Genomic DNA, 18,569 nt, shown 5'->3' on the forward strand with positions numbered 1-18,569 from the left:
AACCATGCGCTTCAACCGAATCCTGCTCTCCACCACCCTGGTCGTCGTCGCCCTGGTCATCCAGGTCTGCGTCCTGGCCCGGCTGCAACTGCCGGGCGCGGTCCCCGACCTCGTGCTGCTCACGGTGCTCGGCCTCGCCCTGGTCTACGGCCACGTGGGCGGCGCCCTCGTCGGCTTCGGCGCCGGACTCCTCGCGGACCTGGCGCCGCCGGCCGATCACGCCGCCGGGCGGTACGCCCTGGTCCTGTGCGTCGTCGGTTATCTCGCGGGCCTGGCCAAGCCGGAGACCGGGCGGCTCAGGTCGGCCTCCGGGCCGCTCGTCGTGGTCGTCTCGGCCGCCATCGGATCGACCCTGCTGTACGCGGGCGTGGGCGCCCTCGTGGGGGACACCGCCGCCCGCCACGTGGGCCTCGGCGGACTTCTCTTCACGGCCGCCCTGTACGACCTGCTGCTCGCGCCGTTCACGGTGCCGCTGATCATCGCGCTCGCCCGCAGAGCCGAGAACGACCCGCTGGGGGAGACCTCGCCCGCCAACAAGGCCGCCACGGACGTCGCGTCCGGCTGGCTCTCCTCCGGCACGGGCCTGCGCATCGGCAACCAGCGCGGCGGCCTGCGGATGAAGGCGGCCAAGGCCCGCGTCGCGCGCGCCGGACGCATCAAGGGGGTCAAGCGCCTGTGACCGCAGCGCAGTCGGCTTCGTACGCGACCGGCAGGACGCACAGGCCGGTCGTGTACACGTACCACTCGTACACACACTGAGAGGGGGAGGAACAGCAGTGACCAACATCCCCGAGACGGGACGGACCCCAAGAGTCCAGATCCGTCTCATCGTCATCCAGATCCTCGTGCTCTCCCTCCTCCTCACCCTCGGCGGCCGCCTCTGGTACCTCCAGATCCGCAACGGTGAGGAGTACGCCGAGGAAGCCTCCGGCAACCACGTCCAGCAGGTCGTCGACCCCGCCGTACGCGGCTCGATCCTCGACGCCCGCGGCGTGCCGATCGCCGACAACGAGACCCGCCTGGTCGTCTCCGCGTCCCGCACGGACCTGATGAAGATGAAGGACGACGGCAAGGCGGCCCTCGCCAAGCTCGCCGACGTCCTCGGCATGACCACCAAGGAAGTCTCCGACAAGGTCCGCCTCTGCGACTCCAAGACCCCGCAGCCCTGCTGGAACGGCTCGCCCTACCAGCCGATCCCGATCACGGACGAGGCCTCGCCCAAGCAGGCCCTCCAGATCCGCGAGCGCGCGGAGGACTTCCCCGGCATCACCGCCGAGCCCACCGCCGTCCGCCGCTACGCCGCGCCCGGCAAGTCCAACACCGCCCAGGTGCTCGGCTATCTCTCGCCCGTCACCGACGAGGAGATCACCAAGGCGGAGCACACCGACTCCCCGTTCCTCCGCTCCGACCAGGTCGGCCGCTCCGGACTCGAGCGGACCTACGACGCGCAGCTGCGCGGCAAGGCCGGCGTCACCCGCTACGAGGTCGACAACCTCGGCCGCGTCATCGGCAAGGCGAAGGACGACCCGGCCCAGCCCGGCGCGAACGTGGTCACCAGCATCGACGCGCGCGTCCAGGCGCTGTCCGAGTACTGGCTGAACGACGCGATGAAGAAGGCCCGCCAGGAGTTCGACAAGAACACCAACGAGAACTACAAGGCCGACGCGGGCGCCGTCGTCGTCATGGAGAACAAGACCGGACGCATCGTCTCCATGGCGTCCAACCCGACGTACGACCCGAACGCCTGGGTCGGCGGCATCTCCGGGAAGGACTACACGAAGCTCACCGGCAAGCAGTCCAACTACCCGCTCCTGAACCGCGCCATCCAGGGCCAGGCGGCCCCCGGCTCGATCTTCAAGGTCATCCCGTCGACGGCGGCGGTCAACGCGGGCTACGACTTCAACGGGCGCTACCCCTGCCCCAGCTCGTACTCCATCGGCGGTCAGACCTTCAAGAACTTCGAGTCCCAGGGCCACGGCAGCATCACGCTCGGCCAGGCCCTGGAGGTCTCCTGCGACACCGTCTTCTACAAGCTCGCGCACGACCAGTGGGCCAAGGACGGCGGCAACAAGCCGAAGAAGAACGCCAAGGACTGGTTCTACAAGACCGCCCACCAGTTCGGCCTCGGCAAGGAGACCGGCATCGACCTGCCGAACGAGGTCGCTGGACGCGTCCCGGACCGCCAGTGGAAGAAGGACTACTGGAAGGCCAACAAGGACGGCTGGTGCAAGCAGGGCAAGAAGGGCGGCGACTACGTCGAGCAGATCGCGTACGAGAACTGCCTCGAAGGCATGAAGATGCGCGCCGGTGACTCCGTCAACTACTCCATCGGACAGGGCGACACCCTCGTCACGCCGATACAGATGGCGACGATCTACTCCGCCATCGCCAACGGCGGCACCCTCTACGACCCCACCGTCGGCAAGGCGATCATCAGCGCCGACGGCAAGCAGGTCCAGGAGATCAAGCCGAAGTCGCACGGCAAGCTGCCCATGGACGAGAACACGCGCGCCGACATAGACGGTGCCCTCGCCGACGTGGCCACCAAGGGAACGGCCGCCTGGCGGTTCGGCGGCTGGCCGCAGGACAAGATCCCGATGCACGCCAAGACGGGTACGGCGGAGGTCCACGGCAAGCAGACCACCTCGTGGTTCGCGACGTACACCAAGGACTACTCGATCGTGATGACGATCTCCCAGGGTGGTACGGGTTCCGGAGCGTCCGGTCCCGCCGTCCGCAAGATCTACGACGGCATCTACGGCCTGGACGAGAACGGCAAGCAGAACCTCAAGAAGGCCCTGCTGCCCCAGCCGCAGAAGGACCTGCCGAAGATCGAGACCGACGGTTCGATCGACTCCCCGAAGATCAAGCCGTACAAGCCCGAGGCCCCCAAGCCCTCGGAGCAGCCGCAGGAACTGGCGGGCGCGCCCGCGAACGGGAGGCGCGACTAGTGGCCGGCAACAATGGCTTCTCCGTCTCCGGTTACGGGCCCGAGCGCTCGTCGCTTTCGTCCCGCCTGTTCGCCCGCGACTCGCTGGTGCGCAGGATGGACTGGCCGATACTGCTCTCGGCCATCGCGCTCTCCGCGATCGGGTCCGCGCTGGTCTACTCCGCGACACGCAACCGCACCGAGCTGGTCGGCGACGACCCGTACTCCTTCCTGCTCAAGCACCTCCTGAACACCGGCATCGGCATCGCCCTGATGGTCGGCACGGTGTGGCTCGGCCACCGGACGCTGCGGACGGCCGTGCCGATCCTCTACGGCATCTCCGTCTTCCTCGTCCTGCTCGTCCTCACCCCGCTCGGCGCGACGATCAACGGCGCGCACGCCTGGATCGTGCTCGGCGGCGGCTTCTCGCTGCAGCCCTCCGAGTTCGTGAAGATCACGATCATCCTGGGCATGGCGATGCTGCTCGCGGCGCGGGTGGACGCGGGCGACCGGGCCCACCCCGACCACCGCACGGTCCTCCAGGCCCTCGGCCTGGCCGCCGTGCCGATAGTGATCGTGCTCCTCATGCCCGACCTCGGGTCGGTCATGGTGATGGCGATGATCGTGCTCGGCGTGCTGCTCGCGTCCGGTGCCTCCAACCGCTGGGTCTTCGGACTTCTCGGCACGGGCGCGGCCGGCGCGATCGCCATCTGGCAGCTCGGCGTCCTGGACGACTACCAGATCGCCCGCTTCGCGGCCTTCGCCAACCCCGCGCTCGACCCGGCGGGCGTCGGCTACAACACCAACCAGGCGCGCATCGCGATCGGTTCCGGCGGTCTGACCGGCACCGGACTCTTCAAGGGCTCGCAGACGACCGGGCAGTTCGTGCCCGAGCAGCAGACGGACTTCGTGTTCACCGTCGCGGGCGAGGAACTCGGCTTCGCGGGCGCGGGTCTCATCCTGCTCCTGCTCGGCGTCTTCCTCTGGCGCGCCTGCCGCATCGCGCGCGAGACGACCGAGCTGTACGGCACGATCGTCGCCGCCGGGATCATCGCCTGGTTCGCCTTCCAGTCCTTCGAGAACATCGGGATGACGCTCGGCATCATGCCGGTGGCGGGTCTGCCGCTGCCCTTCGTCTCGTACGGAGGATCATCGATGTTCGCCGTCTGGGTCGCCGTCGGCCTGCTCCAGTCGATCAAGGTGCAGCGGCCGATGTCGGCGTAGGCCGGTTGCAGGTCTGCCCTTGGCCTGGGATCGCGTCTAGATTCAATTCATGGCGGAGACACAGCGCGAGATCGAGCGTAAGTACGACGTCGAGGCGGACGCGGCGTTGCCTGACCTGACCGGGGTCGCCGGGGTGGCCGACGTCGTCGACAAGGGCGTCGTCGAACTGGACGCCGTCTATCACGACACGACCGACCAACTCCTGCTGGCCGACTCGATCACACTGCGCCGCCGCACGGGCGGCGCCGACGAGGGCTGGCACCTGAAGCTGCCGGTGTCCCTCGCGCAGGGCGTGCGGGACGAGATCCGGGCCCCGCTCTCCGACACGGTGCCGCCCGAGTTCGCCGGGCTCGTGCGGTCCCGGGTGCGCGATGCCGGACTCGTGCCCGTCATGCGCCTGTTGACCGCGCGGGACCTGCGCCACCTCCTCGACGGCGAGGGCGCGCTCCTTGCCGAACTGAGCATCGACCGGGTCAGGGCCGAGCGGCTCACGGAGGGCGGCGGCACCATCGCGTGGGCCGAGATCGAGGTGGAGCTGGCGGACGGCGCGGACCCCACGCTGCTGGACCGGATCGAGAAGAAGCTGAAGAAGCTGGGCGTCGAGCGGTCGACGTCCGCGTCGAAACTGGCCAAGGCACAGGCGGGGACGGCGGTGAGCGGGGCCCGGCAGGAGTCCGCCGAGGGCAGACTGAAGCCTGCCAAGGCCAAGAAGGGGAAGACGGACGGGCAGTACATCGTCGTCCACCTGAAGGACTCAGCCGTGCGACCTGACCCCGTCACCGCTGCCGACCACGTCCTCGCCTACGTTCGCACCCAGCGCGACGCCCTCGTCGCCCTCGACCCCGACGTCCGCCGCGACGTGCCGGACTCCGTGCACCAGATGCGGGTCGCCACCCGGCGGATGCGCAGCGCGTTCCGCTCGTACCGGAAGCTCCTCGACCGTGCCGTCACCGACCCGATCGGCGACGAGCTGAAGTGGCTCGCGGGTGAGCTCGGCGTCGACCGCGACCAGGAGGTCCTCGCCGAGCGGCTCACGCACCGCGTCGACGCCGTGCCGGGGACCCTGCTCCTGGGTCCGGTACGGGCCCGACTGCAGATCTGGGGTGTCGCCGGCGCCGATGACGCCCGGAGCCGGACCGTCGCCGCGCTCGAAGGGCAGCGGTACGTGCAGCTCCTGAACTCCGTCGACGCGCTGCTCGCCGACCCTCCGCTGCGCAAGGTCGCCGCCGCGTCCCCGGCCAAGGCGCTCCCCAAGGCCGTACGGAAGGACTACGCCCGCCTGGAGGCCCGCATCGAGCACGCCCTCGCGCTGGAGCCGGGGGAGGAGAGGGATGTGGCGATGCACGGCGCCCGCAAGGCCGCCAAGCGTGCCCGGTACGCGGGCGAGGCGGCCAAACCCGCGCTCGGCAAGCCCGCCAAGCGGTTCGCGAAGCGGATGAAGGCCGTCCAGAAGGTTCTCGGCGATCACCAGGACAGTGTGGTCGCGCGTGACGCCCTGCGGAACCTCGCGATCCAGGCCCATGCGGCGGGCGAGACCGCCTTCACCTGGGGACTTCTGTACGGGCATGAGGAGGCCGGGGCCGCCGAGCGCGAGAACGAACTGCCGGGGGTGTGGCACCGGGCGTCCCGGCCCAAACTGAGGGCGGCATTGAGCAGCTGACGGCCGGGGTACGCTGGATGGTCACCCCTGCCAGATCATGAGAACCCTGCCGAAAGACGCTGTGATGCCTGTCGAGTCCGTCTTCCCACGCCTGGAAGCGCTTCTCCCGCACGTCCAGAAGCCCATCCAGTACGTCGGCGGAGAGCTCAACTCCACCGTCAAGGACTGGGACGCGTGTGACGTCCGCTGGGCGCTCATGTACCCCGACGCGTACGAGGTCGGGCTGCCCAACCAGGGCGTCATGATCCTCTACGAGGTCCTGAACGAGCGCGAGGGCGTCCTGGCCGAGCGCACGTACAGCGTCTGGCCGGACCTCGAAGAGCTGATGCGGGAGCACAAGGTCCCGCAGTTCACCGTGGACAGCCACCGCCCCGTCGGCGCCTTCGACGTGTTCGGGCTCAGCTTCTCCACGGAGCTCGGGTACACGAACATGCTGACGGCCCTGGACCTCGCGGGCATCCCGCTGGAGTCCAAGGACCGCACGGTCGACGACCCGATCGTCCTCGCCGGAGGCCACGCCGCCTTCAACCCCGAGCCGATCGCGGAGTTCATCGACTGCGCGGTCATCGGCGACGGCGAGCAGGCCGTGCTCGACATGACCGCGATCATCCGCGAGTGGAAGGCCGAGGGCCGCCCCGGCGGCCGCGAGGAGGTTCTGTTCCGCCTCGCCAGGACCGGCAATGTCTACGTCCCCGGGTTCTACGACGTCGAATACCTCCCGGACGGGCGCATCGGCCGCGTCGTGCCGAACAAGTCCGGTGTCCCGTGGCGCGTGTCCAAGCACACCGTCATGGACCTGGACGAGTGGCCCTACCCCAAGCAGCCTCTCGTGCCGCTCGCGGAGACCGTCCACGAGCGCATGTCCGTGGAGATCTTCCGCGGCTGCACCCGCGGCTGCCGCTTCTGCCAGGCCGGCATGATCACGCGCCCCGTGCGGGAGCGAAGCATCACCGGCATCGGCGACATGGTGGAGAAGGGCCTCAAAGCGACCGGCTTCGAGGAGGTCGGCCTGCTGTCCCTGTCCTCCGCGGACCACACGGAGATCGCGGACGTAGCCAAGGGCCTCGCGGACCGGTACGAGGAAGACAAGATCGGCCTCTCCCTGCCCTCGACCCGCGTCGACGCCTTCAACATCGACCTGGCGAACGAGCTCACGAGGAACGGCCGTCGCTCGGGTCTGACGTTCGCCCCCGAGGGCGGCAGCGAGCGGATGCGGAAGGTCATCAACAAGATGGTCTCCGAGGAGGACCTGATCCGCACCGTCGCGACCGCGTACGGCAACGGCTGGCGCCAGGTCAAGCTGTACTTCATGCTCGGCCTGCCCACCGAGACCGACGAGGACGTCCTGCAGATCGCGGACATGGCGGCGAACGTCATCGCCAAGGGCCGCGAGGTCGCGGGCAACGACATCCGCTGCACGGTCTCCATCGGCGGCTTCGTGCCCAAGCCGCACACGCCCTTCCAGTGGGCCCCGCAGCTGTCGGCCGAGGAGACGGACGCCCGCCTCACGAAGCTGCGCGACAAGATCCGCGGCGACAAGAAGTACGGCCGCTCGATCGGCTTCCGGTACCACGACGGCAAGCCCGGCATCGTCGAGGGCCTGCTCTCGCGCGGCGACCGTCGCATCGGCTCCGTCATCCGCGCGGTGTACGAGGACGGCGGCCGCTTCGACGGCTGGCGCGAGCACTTCAGCTACGACCGCTGGATGGCCTGCGCCGCGAAGACGCTGCCCGACTTCGGCGTGGACGTCGACTGGTACACGACGCGTGAGCGCACGTACGAGGAGGTCCTGCCCTGGGACCACCTGGACTCCGGTCTCGACAAGGACTGGCTCTGGGACGACTGGCAGGACTCGCTCGACGAGACCGAGGTCGAGGACTGCCGCTGGACCCCCTGCTTCGACTGCGGCGTCTGCCCGCAGATGCAGACCGAGATCCAGATCGGCCCGACCGGAAAGAAGCTCCTCCCGCTGTCGGTAGTGAAGTAAGTGACGCACCCGGAGCCGGTGGCCGGGGCGGGTCCTCGACTCGTCCCGCCCACCGGCCTCGTCCATCTCTCCTTCATCGCCGCGATGGAGGAGTTCCGCGCCGAGGGGCGCGGCGGCGAGGACGACGACACGACGCTCGGCCGCACCCTGCGCGACTACGGCGACAAGTGGCACGACCCGGTGGTCTTCGAGCGGTACGTCGCCGAGGTCCGCGCCGCCGTGCACCCCGCCGAGCCGCTCTCCGTCCCCGTGACGACCCTCTGGTACGCGGAAGGCGCCGACTACTTCGGCCGCCTGGCCATCCGGCACAACGTCAACACGCGCTTCCTGCGGGAGTACGGCGGCCACATCGGCTACGACGTACGCCCCACCGCCCGCAGGCGCGGCCACGCCACGGCGATGCTGATCGGCTCCCTGCCGTACGCCCGTGCCCTGGGCCTCGCGTCGGTCCTTGTCACCTGCGACACCGACAACACCGGTTCGCGCAAGGTGATCGAGGCCGCGGGCGGCATCTTCGAGGACGAGCGCGGCGGGAAGCTGCGTTACTGGATCCCGACGGACGCCTGACCGAACCACATCCCGCCCTCGGCGCGTCTAGGACGGCATGGACCTGGAAAAGCGGCCCCCGCTCCCCGAGCCCGAGCGGCCGCTGCCCGCACCGGTAGCCCCACCGCACGCCCCACCGCAGGCCGAGGGCTGTCTCGCGGTGGCGATCCGCATCCCGGTGCGGATCGTCGTGCTCGTGCTCGTCGTCCCGGTACGCCTGGTGTGGGACGCCCTGGTCGTCTGCGGCCGGTTCGTGCACCTCAGAGGCCTGCGGCCCGTGGGGCGCGCCTTGGCGTGGCTGGGGCGGACGCTGATCGTGACGCCGCTGAGCCTGCTGAACGAGTACGTCATCACGCCGATCGCGCGCGGGGTCTCCACCGCCACGGTGTGGCTGCTGAAGGCCGTGTTCGTGTGGCCGTGGGTGGGGCTGTGGCGGTATGTGGTCGTGCCGGTCGGTAGGGGGCTCGGGTGGCTGGGGCGGGTGCTGTGCGTGATTCCCGCCATGTGGCTGTACGCGTCCGTCCTTACGCCCGTCGGGCACGCGATCGCGTGGCTCGCGCGGGGGATCGCCGCGGGGGCGGCGGTGGCCGGGCGTGGCATCGGCGCCGGTGTGATGTGGCTGCTCAAGGCCGTGTTCGTGTGGCCGTGGGTGGGGCTGTGGCGGTATGTGGTCGTGCCGGTCGGCAGGGGTCTCGCGTGGCTGGGGCGGGTGCTGATCGTGATCCCCGCCGTATGGCTCTACGTCTCCGTCCTCACGCCGGTCGGGCACGCGATCGCCTGGCTGGCCAAGGGAGTCGGGGCGGGCATCGCCTGGACGGCCCGGGGAATCGGGGCGGTGCTCGGCACCCTGGGGCGCTGGATCTTCGTCGTGCCCGCCGTCGCCCTGTGGCGCTGGGTGCTGGCCCCCGTCGGGCGGGGCATCGCGGTCGTCGGGCGCGAGGTCGGCGCCGCGTTCGGACACGCCTGGCGTATCGCCGGGTATGTCTCGCTCGCGGTGGGCCGCTTCCTCGGCAGGCTCCTGCGGTGGCTCTTCGTCGACCCGGTGCGCTGGGCGTACCGCACGGTCCTCACTCCGGTGGGCCACGCGGTACGTGACGGCGTCTGGCGGCCCGCCGCCAAGGCAATGAAGGACGCCGGCCGCGCTACCCGGCAGGCCCTGGCAGCCGCCCGCCAGAGCGTGCGGGACGCCCGTGCCGATGTGCGTCGCATGCTGTTCGGGGCGCCGAAGGGACAGGTACCGGTGGGGGTGGCCCCGAGGGAACCCGTGCCGGTACCGGTGGCCCGGCGGGAACCGGACACGGCCGCGGCACGTACTCTAGGTAGCAGTACGACCGCACTCACGAAGGACTAGAACACTGGGCAAGCGACAGCCCGAAGGCCCGCCGCCCGCTCCCGCGGTGCAGCGCATCCGACTGCGCTACACCAAGCGCGGCCGCCTCCGGTTCACCAGCCACCGTGACTTCCAGCGCGCCTTCGAGCGGGCGCTGCGCCGCGCCGAGGTGCCCATGGCGTACTCGGCGGGGTTCACACCGCACCCGAAGGTGTCGTACGCCAATGCCGCACCCACCGGCACCGGCAGTGAGGCCGAGTACCTGGAGATCGCGCTCACCGAGCCGCGTGACCCCGACAAGCTGCGCGAGCTGCTCGACGAGTCGATGCCGACCGGCCTCGACATCATCGACGCCGTCGTGTCCCACACCTCGGGACTCGCCGACCGGCTCACCGCGTCCATCTGGGAGCTGCGCCTGAACGGCGTCGAGCCCGCGGACGCGCAGCGTGCCGCCGAGGCCTTCCGGGCCGCGGAGACCGTCGAGGTCCAGCGCCGCACGAAGAACGGCATGCGGACCTTCGACGCCCGCGAGGCCGTCGTGAGCCTTGAGGCCCTGGCTTCCGACGAGGCACTCAGCCCCGACGCTGATAGGCCGACCGACCAGCCCTGTGCGATACTGCGGCTGGTTGTTCGGCACGTGACACCTGCCGTACGACCCGACGACGTCCTGTCCGGTCTCCGAGCTGTGGCCGACCTGGCGCCGCCGGTCCCCGCAGCGGTGACCAGGCTGGCGCAGGGGCTTCTTGACGACGAGACCGGCACGGTGACCGACCCGCTCGCGCCCGACCGCGAGGCAGCCACGACCCCATCCGAGAACCACGGGGCCGCCGCAGCCACCGCGAAGGCGCCGGCGCAGGAAGGTCCCGCGTAGGGACAAGCGTCGAAGCGCCGCCCTGGTACTCGGGAGCCACCTGGGTCGGGCAGCGCACTGACCGAGACTTTCGCCAGGCCGTCCGCATTTGGGCGTACGGAACCGGCGAGACAGACACATAGAGCTCCCGTGCGGCGCCCACGCCCCCGGATGGCGGCCCCGCGTAGCTGAGCGAGGGCCGCGGACATCACCGGACCAGGCGCGGCGCCCGGGAGCGTGACGGGAGAACCGCCCGCATGCATGAGCCGAACGAACCCACTGAGGGCTCGGACAACAACACGCCCAGCGACACCCTGCCGCCGCGCCGCAGGCGCCGCGCGGCGTCGCGGCCCGCGGGGCCGCCCGTGGGAGCCACCGAGGGCACAGCTCCGGCCATACCGGCCACCCCCGCCGCCGAAGAGCCCGCCAAGGCCGTGACTCCTGAGCCCGCAGCGGCCGAGGAAGCCGCTCCCGCGCCGCGTCGCCGCCGGGCCACCCGCCGCGCTTCGGCTCCCGCCGGTGCGCCGCAGGGTGCCGAGACGCCCGCCGAGACTCCGGCCGCCGAGCCCGCCGCTGCCGTGGCCGAGGCCGAGCCCGAGGAAGCAGCTCCCGCGCCGCGTCGCCGCCGGGCCACCCGCCGCGCCTCGGCTCCCGCCGGTGCGCCGCAGGGCGCCGAGGCGCCCGCCGAGACTCCGGTCGCCGAGCCCGTCGCCGAGGAGGCCGCCGCCGAGCCCGCGCCCGAGGCGCAGCCGGAGTCCGGTGACGCCGCCCCGCGCCGTGCCCGCCGCCGTGCGACCCGCGGCTCGTCCGCGCCCGCCGCGGAGACGCAGGCCGCCGAGCAGGCACCCGCCGCCGAGCCGAAGGCCGAGGCCGCGCCCGCCGAGGTCAAGCAGGCCCCCGAGCCGGAACCCGCCGAAGAGGACGCGCCCAGTGGCCGCCGTCCCCGCCGTGCCACCCGCAAGGCCGCCGCCGGATTCTCGGCGCCCGCCCCCGCGCGGGCCCGCAAGGCGCGTGGCGGTGACAGCGAGGAGGGCTCCGGCAGGAAGCCGCGCCCCGCCGTCGCCGTCTTCCAGGCGCCGGTGTTCGCCGCGCCGATGTTCCAGACCCCCGAGAGCGCTGCCGCCGCTGCCGCCGCCGAAGCGGCCGACGAGCCCGCCGAAGAGGTCGAGGCCGAGCCCGTGGCCGCCACCCCCGTGGTGGAGGAGGAGACGGGCCCGCGCCGTCGCCGTCGCCGTGGCCGGGCCGCCGACGAGCAGCCCGCCGCCGAGCGCGAGCCCGCCAAGGCCGCTCCGCAGCCCGCCGAGGACGAGGTCCCCGAGGCCGAAGAGGCCGAGGACACCGCCGAGGACAACGACAACGACGAGTCCGACGACTCCGGTGAGCGGCACGGCCGCCGTCGCCGTCGTGGTGGCCGTCGTCGCCGCCGCGGTGAGTCCGCCGACGACTCCGGCGACCAGCAGGACGCGGACGCCGAGGCGGACTCCGACACGGACGCCGCCGAGCAGGACGTCGAGCCGGCCGCCGAGGAGTCCGACGAGGACACCGACGACAACGGCTCGGGTTCCGGCTCGAGCAGCAGCCGTCGCCGTCGTCGCCGCCGCCGTCGCGCCGGTGACTCCGGTGAGGGCGAGAGCGCTGCGGACGGCGACCCGGAGCGTACGGTCGTGAAGGTCCGGGAGCCGCGCAAGAAGGAAGAGCGCGAGCTCGGCACCGGAGTCGACGAGGTCACGTCCATCAAGGGCTCGACCCGCCTCGAGGCCAAGAAGCAGCGCCGCCGCGAAGGCCGTGAGCAGGGCCGTCGCCGCGTCCCGATCATCACCGAGGCCGAGTTCCTGGCACGCCGCGAGGCCGTCGAGCGTGTGATGGTCGTCCGCCAGAACGGCGAGCGCACCCAGATCGGCGTCCTCGAGGACAACGTGCTCGTCGAGCACTACGTCAACAAGGAGCAGGCCACCTCGTACGTCGGCAACGTCTACCTGGGCAAGGTCCAGAACGTGCTGCCGTCCATGGAGGCCGCCTTCATCGACATCGGCAAGGGCCGCAACGCGGTCCTGTACGCCGGTGAGGTCAACTTCGAGGCGCTCGGGATGGCCAACGGCCCCCGTCGCATCGAGTCCGCCCTGAAGTCCGGCCAGTCGGTCCTCGTGCAGGTCACGAAGGACCCGATCGGCCACAAGGGCGCCCGCCTGACCAGCCAGGTCTCGCTGCCCGGCCGCTACCTGGTCTACGTGCCCGAGGGCTCGATGACCGGCATCAGCCGCAAGCTGCCCGACACCGAGCGCGCGCGTCTGAAGACCATCCTCAAGAAGATCGTCCCCGAGGACGCGGGCGTCATCGTGCGCACCGCCGCCGAGGGCGCGAGCGAGGACGAGCTGCGCCGTGACGTCGAGCGTCTGCAGCAGCAGTGGGAGGACATCCAGAAGAAGTCGAAGGCGGCCTCGACGAGCGCGCCGGGCCTGCTGTACGGCGAGCCGGACATGACCGTCCGTGTCGTCCGCGACATCTTCAACGAGGACTTCTCGAAGGTCATCGTCAGCGGCGACGACGCCTGGGAGACCATCCACGGGTACGTCTCCCATGTCGCCCCCGACCTGGCCGACCGCCTGCAGCGCTGGACCTCCGAGGTCGACGTCTTCGCGACGTACCGCATCGACGAGCAGCTGATGAAGGCGCTCGACCGCAAGGTCTGGCTGCCCAGCGGTGGCTCGCTGGTGATCGACAAGACCGAGGCGATGATCGTCGTCGACGTCAACACCGGGAAGTTCACCGGGCAGGGCGGCAACCTCGAAGAGACCGTCACGAGGAACAACCTCGAGGCGGCCGAGGAGATCGTGCGTCAGCTCCGGCTGCGCGACCTCGGCGGCATCGTCGTCATCGACTTCATCGACATGGTCCTGGAGTCCAACCGCGACCTGGTCCTGCGTCGTCTGCTCGAATGCCTGGGCCGCGACCGCACGAAGCACCAGGTGGCCGAGGTCACCTCGCTCGGTCTCGTGCAGATGACCCGTAAGCGGGTCGGCCAGGGCCTCCTGGAGTCCTTCTCCGAGACCTGCGTCCACTGCAACGGCCGCGGCGTGATCGTGCACATGGAGCAGCCGACCTCCGCCGGTGGCGGCGGCAAGCGCAAGAAGCGCGGCCGCGGCGGCTCCGAGCAGGGTCAGGAGCACACGCACGAGCACGAGGCTCCCGAGAGCGCGGACGAGGCCGAGACCGAGGCCGAGGTCGCCGCGGAGGCCGCCGCCCCGGTGGCGCTCCCCGAGCCGGAGTTCGTGCCGGACGAGGAGCTCTACAGCAGCGCGTCCGAGGCGGAGGCCGCGGCATCCCGCGGTGGCCGTTCGCGCCGCAGGGCGACCCGTCGGGCCTCGGCTCCGGCCGGCGCCCCGAGGACGGAGACCGCCCCGAAGTCGGAGACCGCGCCGAAGTCGGAGAAGCGGGGCAGGTCCCGTGCCGCCAAGGCCGAGGCCTTCGAGGCCGCCGAGGCTCCGGTGGTCGAGGCCCCCGTGGTCGAGACCCCGGCCGCCGCCGAGGACCCGGTCGTCGAGGTGGCCCCCGAGGCGCCGGTGGACGACGCGGCTCCCAAGGGGCGTACGCGCCGTCGTGCGACCCGTAAGGCGACGTCGCCCGCCGGTTCGCCGAAGAGCGCCGAGAGCGCCGAGCCCAAGGCCGCCGAGGTGATCGTCGCCGAGGCGCCCAAGGCGGAGCCCGTGGCCGAGCCCGTCGCGGCCGAGCCGGTGGCCTCCTCCGACGCAGCTCCCGCCGACGCCGCCCCGGCCCGTCCGCGCCGCCGTGCGGTCCGCAAGGCCACCGCGCCGACCGCGTCCGAGGAAGCGGCCGTCCTGGTCGTCCCGTCGGCCGACAAGGCCGCACAGGCCTCGGAGAAGGCCACCGAGACGGCGGCGGAGTCGCCCGAGGCCGACGCCGAGGAAGCCGCTCCGGCCAAGAAGACGGCGCGTAAGACCGCCGCCAAGAAGGCGCCCGCGAAGAAGGCGGCCGCCAAGAAGACCGCGGCCAAGAAGACGGCCGCAAAGAAGACGACGGCCAAGAAGGCGTCGAAGACGACGAAGAAGACCGCCGCGGCGGAGCAGGCGCCGTCCGGCGTCAAGGCCTCCGCGACCGACGAGGGCTGACCCCCTCCTTCGTAGTCCGTACATATGACCGGGTGCCCCCGGCGTGGTGATCTGGCCATGCCGGGGGCACCTCTCTGTTGGAACACAGAGAGCCGTTTGTAAAACTCATGCGGTTGGTGAAGGGGTACACGCGCGTGGCGTTCGGGAGACGCCTCGCTCGTGTCAGGGAGGGGACGCACGATGGCGCACGGTCGCCTGAAGGGCACGGGACGTCACCGTGCCGTGAAACAGATCAAGGGCGGACGGCAGGCGGTCGCCCTGGCCACGGTCCTGTCGGCGGCGGGGATCCAGACCGTCAGCGCCATGGGGACGGCAGCGGCCGACGGGGAGCCGCCGCTGGTCGAGGCGCCGCTCTTCAACGACCCGCTGGGCACCCCGGAGCAGCAGTACGCGATCCGGACCCGGCTGATCGAGCTGACGAACGCCGCGGTGCCCGGCTCGACCATCAAGGTCGCGGTCTACCACGTGTGGGAGGCCTCGGTCGTCGACGCGCTCCTGGCGGCCAGGGACCGCGGGGTGAACGTGCAGATCCTGCTGGACGAGTCCAGCAGGAGCGACCGCCCCACGAACACCTCGTACAGCAGGCTCGCGGGGGCGCTCGGCACGGATAAGAACAAGTCGTCCTTCGTGACGCTCTGCCCGACCGGCAAGTCCTGCCTCGGCGATCCCAGGTACGGCAAGTCGATCATGCACAACAAGTTCTGGCTGTTCTCGGAGGTCGAGGGCGCCAGGGACGTCGTCGTGCAGACCACGTCGAACTCGACGCCCTCCGCCCACACGAAGTTCTTCAACGACGCGCTGCAGCTCCCGAACAACCCGACGATGTACGAGGCGTACGCCGACTACTTCGCCGACATGATCCGCAAGGACTGGCGGAACTGGGACTACCGCACGGTGAGCGACGGCCTCTACAAGGCGTACTTCTTCCCGCGCTCCGGCACGGTCAACGAGACCGACACCATGTACTCGGTCCTGAACAACGTGCAGTGCAACTACAGGGACGCGGCGGGGGTGTCCCGGCACACCAATATCCGCGCCTCGATCTTCAAGATCACCCGCAAGCAGATCGCCGACAAGCTCGTCTCGCTCAAGAAGGCCGGCTGCACCGTCAGCATCGTCTACGCCGAGACCGACAGCGCCAAGAGCCAGGGCGGCACCCCGGGCACCTGGGAGGCCCTGCACAAGTCGGGCGGGCCCACCATGCGCTGCTTCAACGACGACCGGGACCCGCTGCGCCCCGGCACCAAGCTGGTGACGCCCTACATCATCCACTCGAAGTACCTGCTCATCGACGGCAAGTACGACGGCAAGCAGAACAAGCTCTCCTTCACCGGCTCGCAGAACTACACGGCGCCCGCGCTGCGCGAGAACGACGAGGCGATCGTGAAGGTCGACGACGACTCCGTGCACGACGCGTACCGCGGCCATTTCGACCGGGTGCGGACGATCGCCTGGCCGGGCAAGGCCGATGCCACCGACCTGTGCAAGGGCGTCAAGCCGCTGCCGCCGGACGGTGAGAAGCCGGTTTGACCCTTCCGGCCCAGCCCCGTAATCTTGACCGTCGGCGTGTTACTAGGCACGTCCTACCCCTGTAAACCTGATTTCCTTCCGGCGCACAGCGCTCGGAAGAGGCTGACCGTGTCATGCGGGCGGCTGGACTGCGGGGGTCCCGTTCCGAGCGAAAGAGAGATCCGTGTACGCCATCGTGCGCAGCGGTGGTCGCCAGCACAAGGTTGCTGTCGACGACATCGTTGAGGTTGACAAGCTTCCCACCGCCAAGGTCGGCGACACCGTAGAGCTCTCTACGCTGCTCGTCGTCGATGGCGACGCCGTGACGAGTGACCCGTGGGTGCTTGCCGGTATCAAGGTCACGGCCGAGGTCGTGGACCACCACAAGGGCGCGAAGATCGACATCCTTCGCTACAAGAACAAGACCGGCTACCGCCGTCGCCAGGGTCACCGCCAGCAGTACACGGCGATCAAGGTCACCGGTATCCCCACGGCTGCGAAGTAAGGGACTGAGACAAGATGGCACACAAGAAGGGCGCATCGTCCACTCGGAACGGGCGCGATTCCAATGCTCAGCGGCTCGGCGTGAAGCGCTTCGGCGGTCAGACCGTCAACGCCGGTGAGATCCTGGTCCGCCAGCGTGGCACCCACTTCCACCCCGGCGCGAGCGTCGGCCGTGGCAAGGACGACACGCTGTTCGCGCTGGCCGCCGGTGCGGTCGAGTTCGGCACGCACCGTGGCCGCAAGGTCGTGAACATCGTTCCGGTCGCCTGAATCAGGCTTCCGTAGAACAGGTTCTTCGCGAGGGCGGACCTCACTTCCCTGTCGGGAAGCGGGTCCGCCCTTCGCGTGTTACACCTAGGGGCATTTGCCCCTAACTCTCGTACGTTTCTGGAGGCACATCCCATGACCACCTTCGTGGACCGCGTCGAGCTGCATGTCGCCGCGGGTAGCGGGGGCCACGGCTGTGCCTCCGTCCACCGTGAGAAGTTCAAGCCGCTCGGCGGCCCGGACGGCGGCAACGGCGGCCGTGGCGGTGACGTGATCCTGGTCGTCGACCAGTCGGTCACGACACTCCTCGACTACCACCACTCCCCGCACCGCAAGGCCACCAACGGCGCTCCCGGTGCCGGTGACAACCGCTCCGGCAAGGACGGCCAGGACCTCGTCCTGCCCGTCCCGGACGGCACCGTCATCCTCGACAAGCAGGGCAACGTCCTGGCCGACCTGGTCGGCCAGGGCACGACGTACGTCGCGTCGCAGGGCGGCCGCGGAGGCCTCGGCAACGCCGCGCTCGCCTCGGCCCGCCGCAAGGCCCCCGGCTTCGCGCTGCTCGGTGAGCCGGGCGACGCGGGTGATGTCGTCCTGGAGCTGAAGACCGTCGCCGACGTCGCGCTCGTGGGCTACCCGAGCGCCGGCAAGTCCTCGCTGATCTCGGTCCTGAGCGCCGCCAAGCCGAAGATCGCGGACTACCCCTTCACGACGCTGGTCCCCAACCTCGGTGTGGTGACGGCCGGTTCGACCGTCTACACCATCGCCGACGTACCGGGCCTGATCCCGGGCGCCAGCCAGGGCAAGGGCCTCGGCCTGGAGTTCCTGCGGCACGTGGAGCGGTGCAGCGTCCTGGTGCACGTCCTGGACACGGCGACCCTCGAGTCCGACCGCGACCCCGTCTCCGACCTCGACATCATCGAGGCCGAGCTGCGTGAGTACGGCGCCGGCCTGGAGAACCGCCCGCGTGTCGTCGTCCTCAACAAGATCGACGTGCCGGACGGCCAGGACCTGGCCGACCTGGTCCGCCCCGACCTGGAGGCCCGCGGCTACCGCGTCTTCGAGGTGTCGGCCGTGGCGCACAAGGGCCTCAAGGAGCTCTCCTTCGCGCTCGCCGAGGTCGTGGCCGCGGCGCGTGCCGCGAAGCCGAAGGAGGAGGCGACCCGTATCGTCATCCGGCCCAAGGCCGTGGACGACGCGGGCTTCACCGTCAAGCTCGGCGACGACGGCATCTACCGCGTGCGCGGCGAGAAGCCGGAGCGCTGGGTGCGCCAGACCGACTTCAACAACGACGAGGCCGTCGGCTACCTCGCGGACCGCCTCAACCGTCTCGGCGTCGAGGAAGAGCTGATGAAGGCGGGCGCCCGCACGGGCGACGGCGTCGCCATCGGCCCCGAGGACAACGCGGTCGTCTTCGACTGGGAGCCCACGGTCATGGCCGGCGCGGAGATGCTCGGCCGCCGCGGCGAGGACCACCGTCTCGAGGCGCCCCGCCCCGCGGCCCAGCGCCGCCGGGACCGTGACACGGAGCGTGACGAGGCGGAGAAGGCGTACGACGACTTCGAGCCGTTCTAGGCTTTTGCCTGGCGGGAGCGCCTTGAGCAGTGCATGAGAAGGGCCCCCGGAGCTTTGGCTC

13 protein-coding genes are annotated in these 18,569 nt (G+C 70.6%); all 13 read left to right on the forward strand.

Translation table 11 applies throughout. The features are described from left to right. The first annotated feature begins 4 nt into the window (after positions 1 to 4). The 13 genes from mreD to obgE all read left to right on the forward strand — a co-directional run bounded on the left by mreD (position 5) and on the right by obgE (position 18,508). Positions 5 to 679 carry a rod shape-determining protein MreD gene (gene mreD / locus ACWGIH_RS42065; RefSeq protein ID WP_453452062.1) on the forward strand — a complete coding sequence of 225 codons (675 nt, stop codon included), beginning with the start codon at positions 5 to 7 and terminating at the stop codon, positions 677 to 679. 97 nt (positions 680 to 776) lie between these two features. After that, positions 777 to 2,951, forward strand: a complete 2,175-nt coding sequence (gene mrdA / locus ACWGIH_RS42070; RefSeq protein ID WP_453452063.1) for a penicillin-binding protein 2 — start codon at positions 777 to 779, stop codon at positions 2,949 to 2,951. Beyond that, positions 2,951 to 4,153: a rod shape-determining protein RodA gene (rodA, locus tag ACWGIH_RS42075; RefSeq protein WP_453452064.1), complete on the forward strand. Its 1,203-nt coding sequence runs from the start codon at positions 2,951 to 2,953 to the stop codon at positions 4,151 to 4,153. The genes mrdA and rodA overlap by 1 nt, the downstream gene beginning before the upstream one ends. A 49-nt stretch (positions 4,154 to 4,202) precedes the next feature. Then, positions 4,203 to 5,813, forward strand: coding sequence for a CYTH and CHAD domain-containing protein (locus tag ACWGIH_RS42080; protein WP_453452065.1), 1,611 nt, complete (start codon positions 4,203 to 4,205; stop codon positions 5,811 to 5,813). A gap of 64 nt (positions 5,814 to 5,877) precedes the next feature. Then, the gene (locus ACWGIH_RS42085; RefSeq protein ID WP_453452066.1) at positions 5,878 to 7,800 is read left to right on the forward strand and encodes a TIGR03960 family B12-binding radical SAM protein; all 1,923 of its coding nucleotides are present in this window, start codon (positions 5,878 to 5,880) and stop codon (positions 7,798 to 7,800) included. Further along, the gene (locus tag ACWGIH_RS42090) at positions 7,801 to 8,367 is read left to right on the forward strand and encodes a GNAT family N-acetyltransferase (RefSeq protein ID WP_453452067.1); all 567 of its coding nucleotides are present in this window, start codon (positions 7,801 to 7,803) and stop codon (positions 8,365 to 8,367) included. Positions 8,368 to 8,404: 37 nt separating this feature from the next. Beyond that, a complete protein-coding gene (locus ACWGIH_RS42095) occupies positions 8,405 to 9,697 on the forward strand; it encodes a hypothetical protein (RefSeq protein WP_453452068.1) in 1,293 nt (430 codons plus the stop codon). 46 nt (positions 9,698 to 9,743) lie between these two features. Then, on the forward strand, positions 9,744 to 10,547 hold the full coding sequence (locus ACWGIH_RS42100; protein WP_453452069.1) for a TIGR03936 family radical SAM-associated protein: 804 nt from the start codon (positions 9,744 to 9,746) through the stop codon (positions 10,545 to 10,547). A gap of 236 nt (positions 10,548 to 10,783) precedes the next feature. Then, positions 10,784 to 14,653 carry an Rne/Rng family ribonuclease gene (locus tag ACWGIH_RS42105; RefSeq protein ID WP_453452070.1) on the forward strand — a complete coding sequence of 1,290 codons (3,870 nt, stop codon included), beginning with the start codon at positions 10,784 to 10,786 and terminating at the stop codon, positions 14,651 to 14,653. Positions 14,654 to 14,833: 180 nt separating this feature from the next. Continuing rightward, entirely contained in the window at positions 14,834 to 16,183 is a 1,350-nt protein-coding gene (locus ACWGIH_RS42110; protein WP_453452071.1) for a phospholipase D-like domain-containing protein, read from the forward strand. Between the two features lie 163 nt (positions 16,184 to 16,346). After that, complete coding sequence (gene rplU / locus ACWGIH_RS42115; RefSeq protein WP_160505004.1) at positions 16,347 to 16,667, forward strand: 50S ribosomal protein L21; 321 nt, start codon at positions 16,347 to 16,349, stop codon at positions 16,665 to 16,667. Between the two features lie 14 nt (positions 16,668 to 16,681). Next, positions 16,682 to 16,936, forward strand: a complete 255-nt coding sequence (rpmA, locus tag ACWGIH_RS42120; RefSeq protein WP_148013939.1) for a 50S ribosomal protein L27 — start codon at positions 16,682 to 16,684, stop codon at positions 16,934 to 16,936. Between the two features lie 132 nt (positions 16,937 to 17,068). Continuing rightward, positions 17,069 to 18,508, forward strand: coding sequence for a GTPase ObgE (gene obgE / locus ACWGIH_RS42125; RefSeq protein WP_453452072.1), 1,440 nt, complete (start codon positions 17,069 to 17,071; stop codon positions 18,506 to 18,508). Positions 18,509 to 18,569 lie beyond the last annotated feature (61 nt).

The organism is Streptomyces sp. NPDC054872, assembly GCF_053610705.1.

Coding starts and splice junctions, on each gene's coding strand:
- mreD (WP_453452062.1), top strand. CDS start 5: ATGCGCTTCAACCGAATCCTGCTCTCCACCACCCTGGTCGTCGTCGCC.
- ACWGIH_RS42080 (WP_453452065.1), top strand. CDS start 4,203: ATGGCGGAGACACAGCGCGAGATCGAGCGTAAGTACGACGTCGAGGCG.
- ACWGIH_RS42085 (WP_453452066.1), top strand. CDS start 5,878: ATGCCTGTCGAGTCCGTCTTCCCACGCCTGGAAGCGCTTCTCCCGCAC.
- ACWGIH_RS42095 (WP_453452068.1), top strand. CDS start 8,405: ATGGACCTGGAAAAGCGGCCCCCGCTCCCCGAGCCCGAGCGGCCGCTG.
- ACWGIH_RS42105 (WP_453452070.1), top strand. CDS start 10,784: ATGCATGAGCCGAACGAACCCACTGAGGGCTCGGACAACAACACGCCC.
- ACWGIH_RS42110 (WP_453452071.1), top strand. CDS start 14,834: ATGGCGCACGGTCGCCTGAAGGGCACGGGACGTCACCGTGCCGTGAAA.
- rpmA (WP_148013939.1), top strand. CDS start 16,682: ATGGCACACAAGAAGGGCGCATCGTCCACTCGGAACGGGCGCGATTCC.
- obgE (WP_453452072.1), top strand. CDS start 17,069: ATGACCACCTTCGTGGACCGCGTCGAGCTGCATGTCGCCGCGGGTAGC.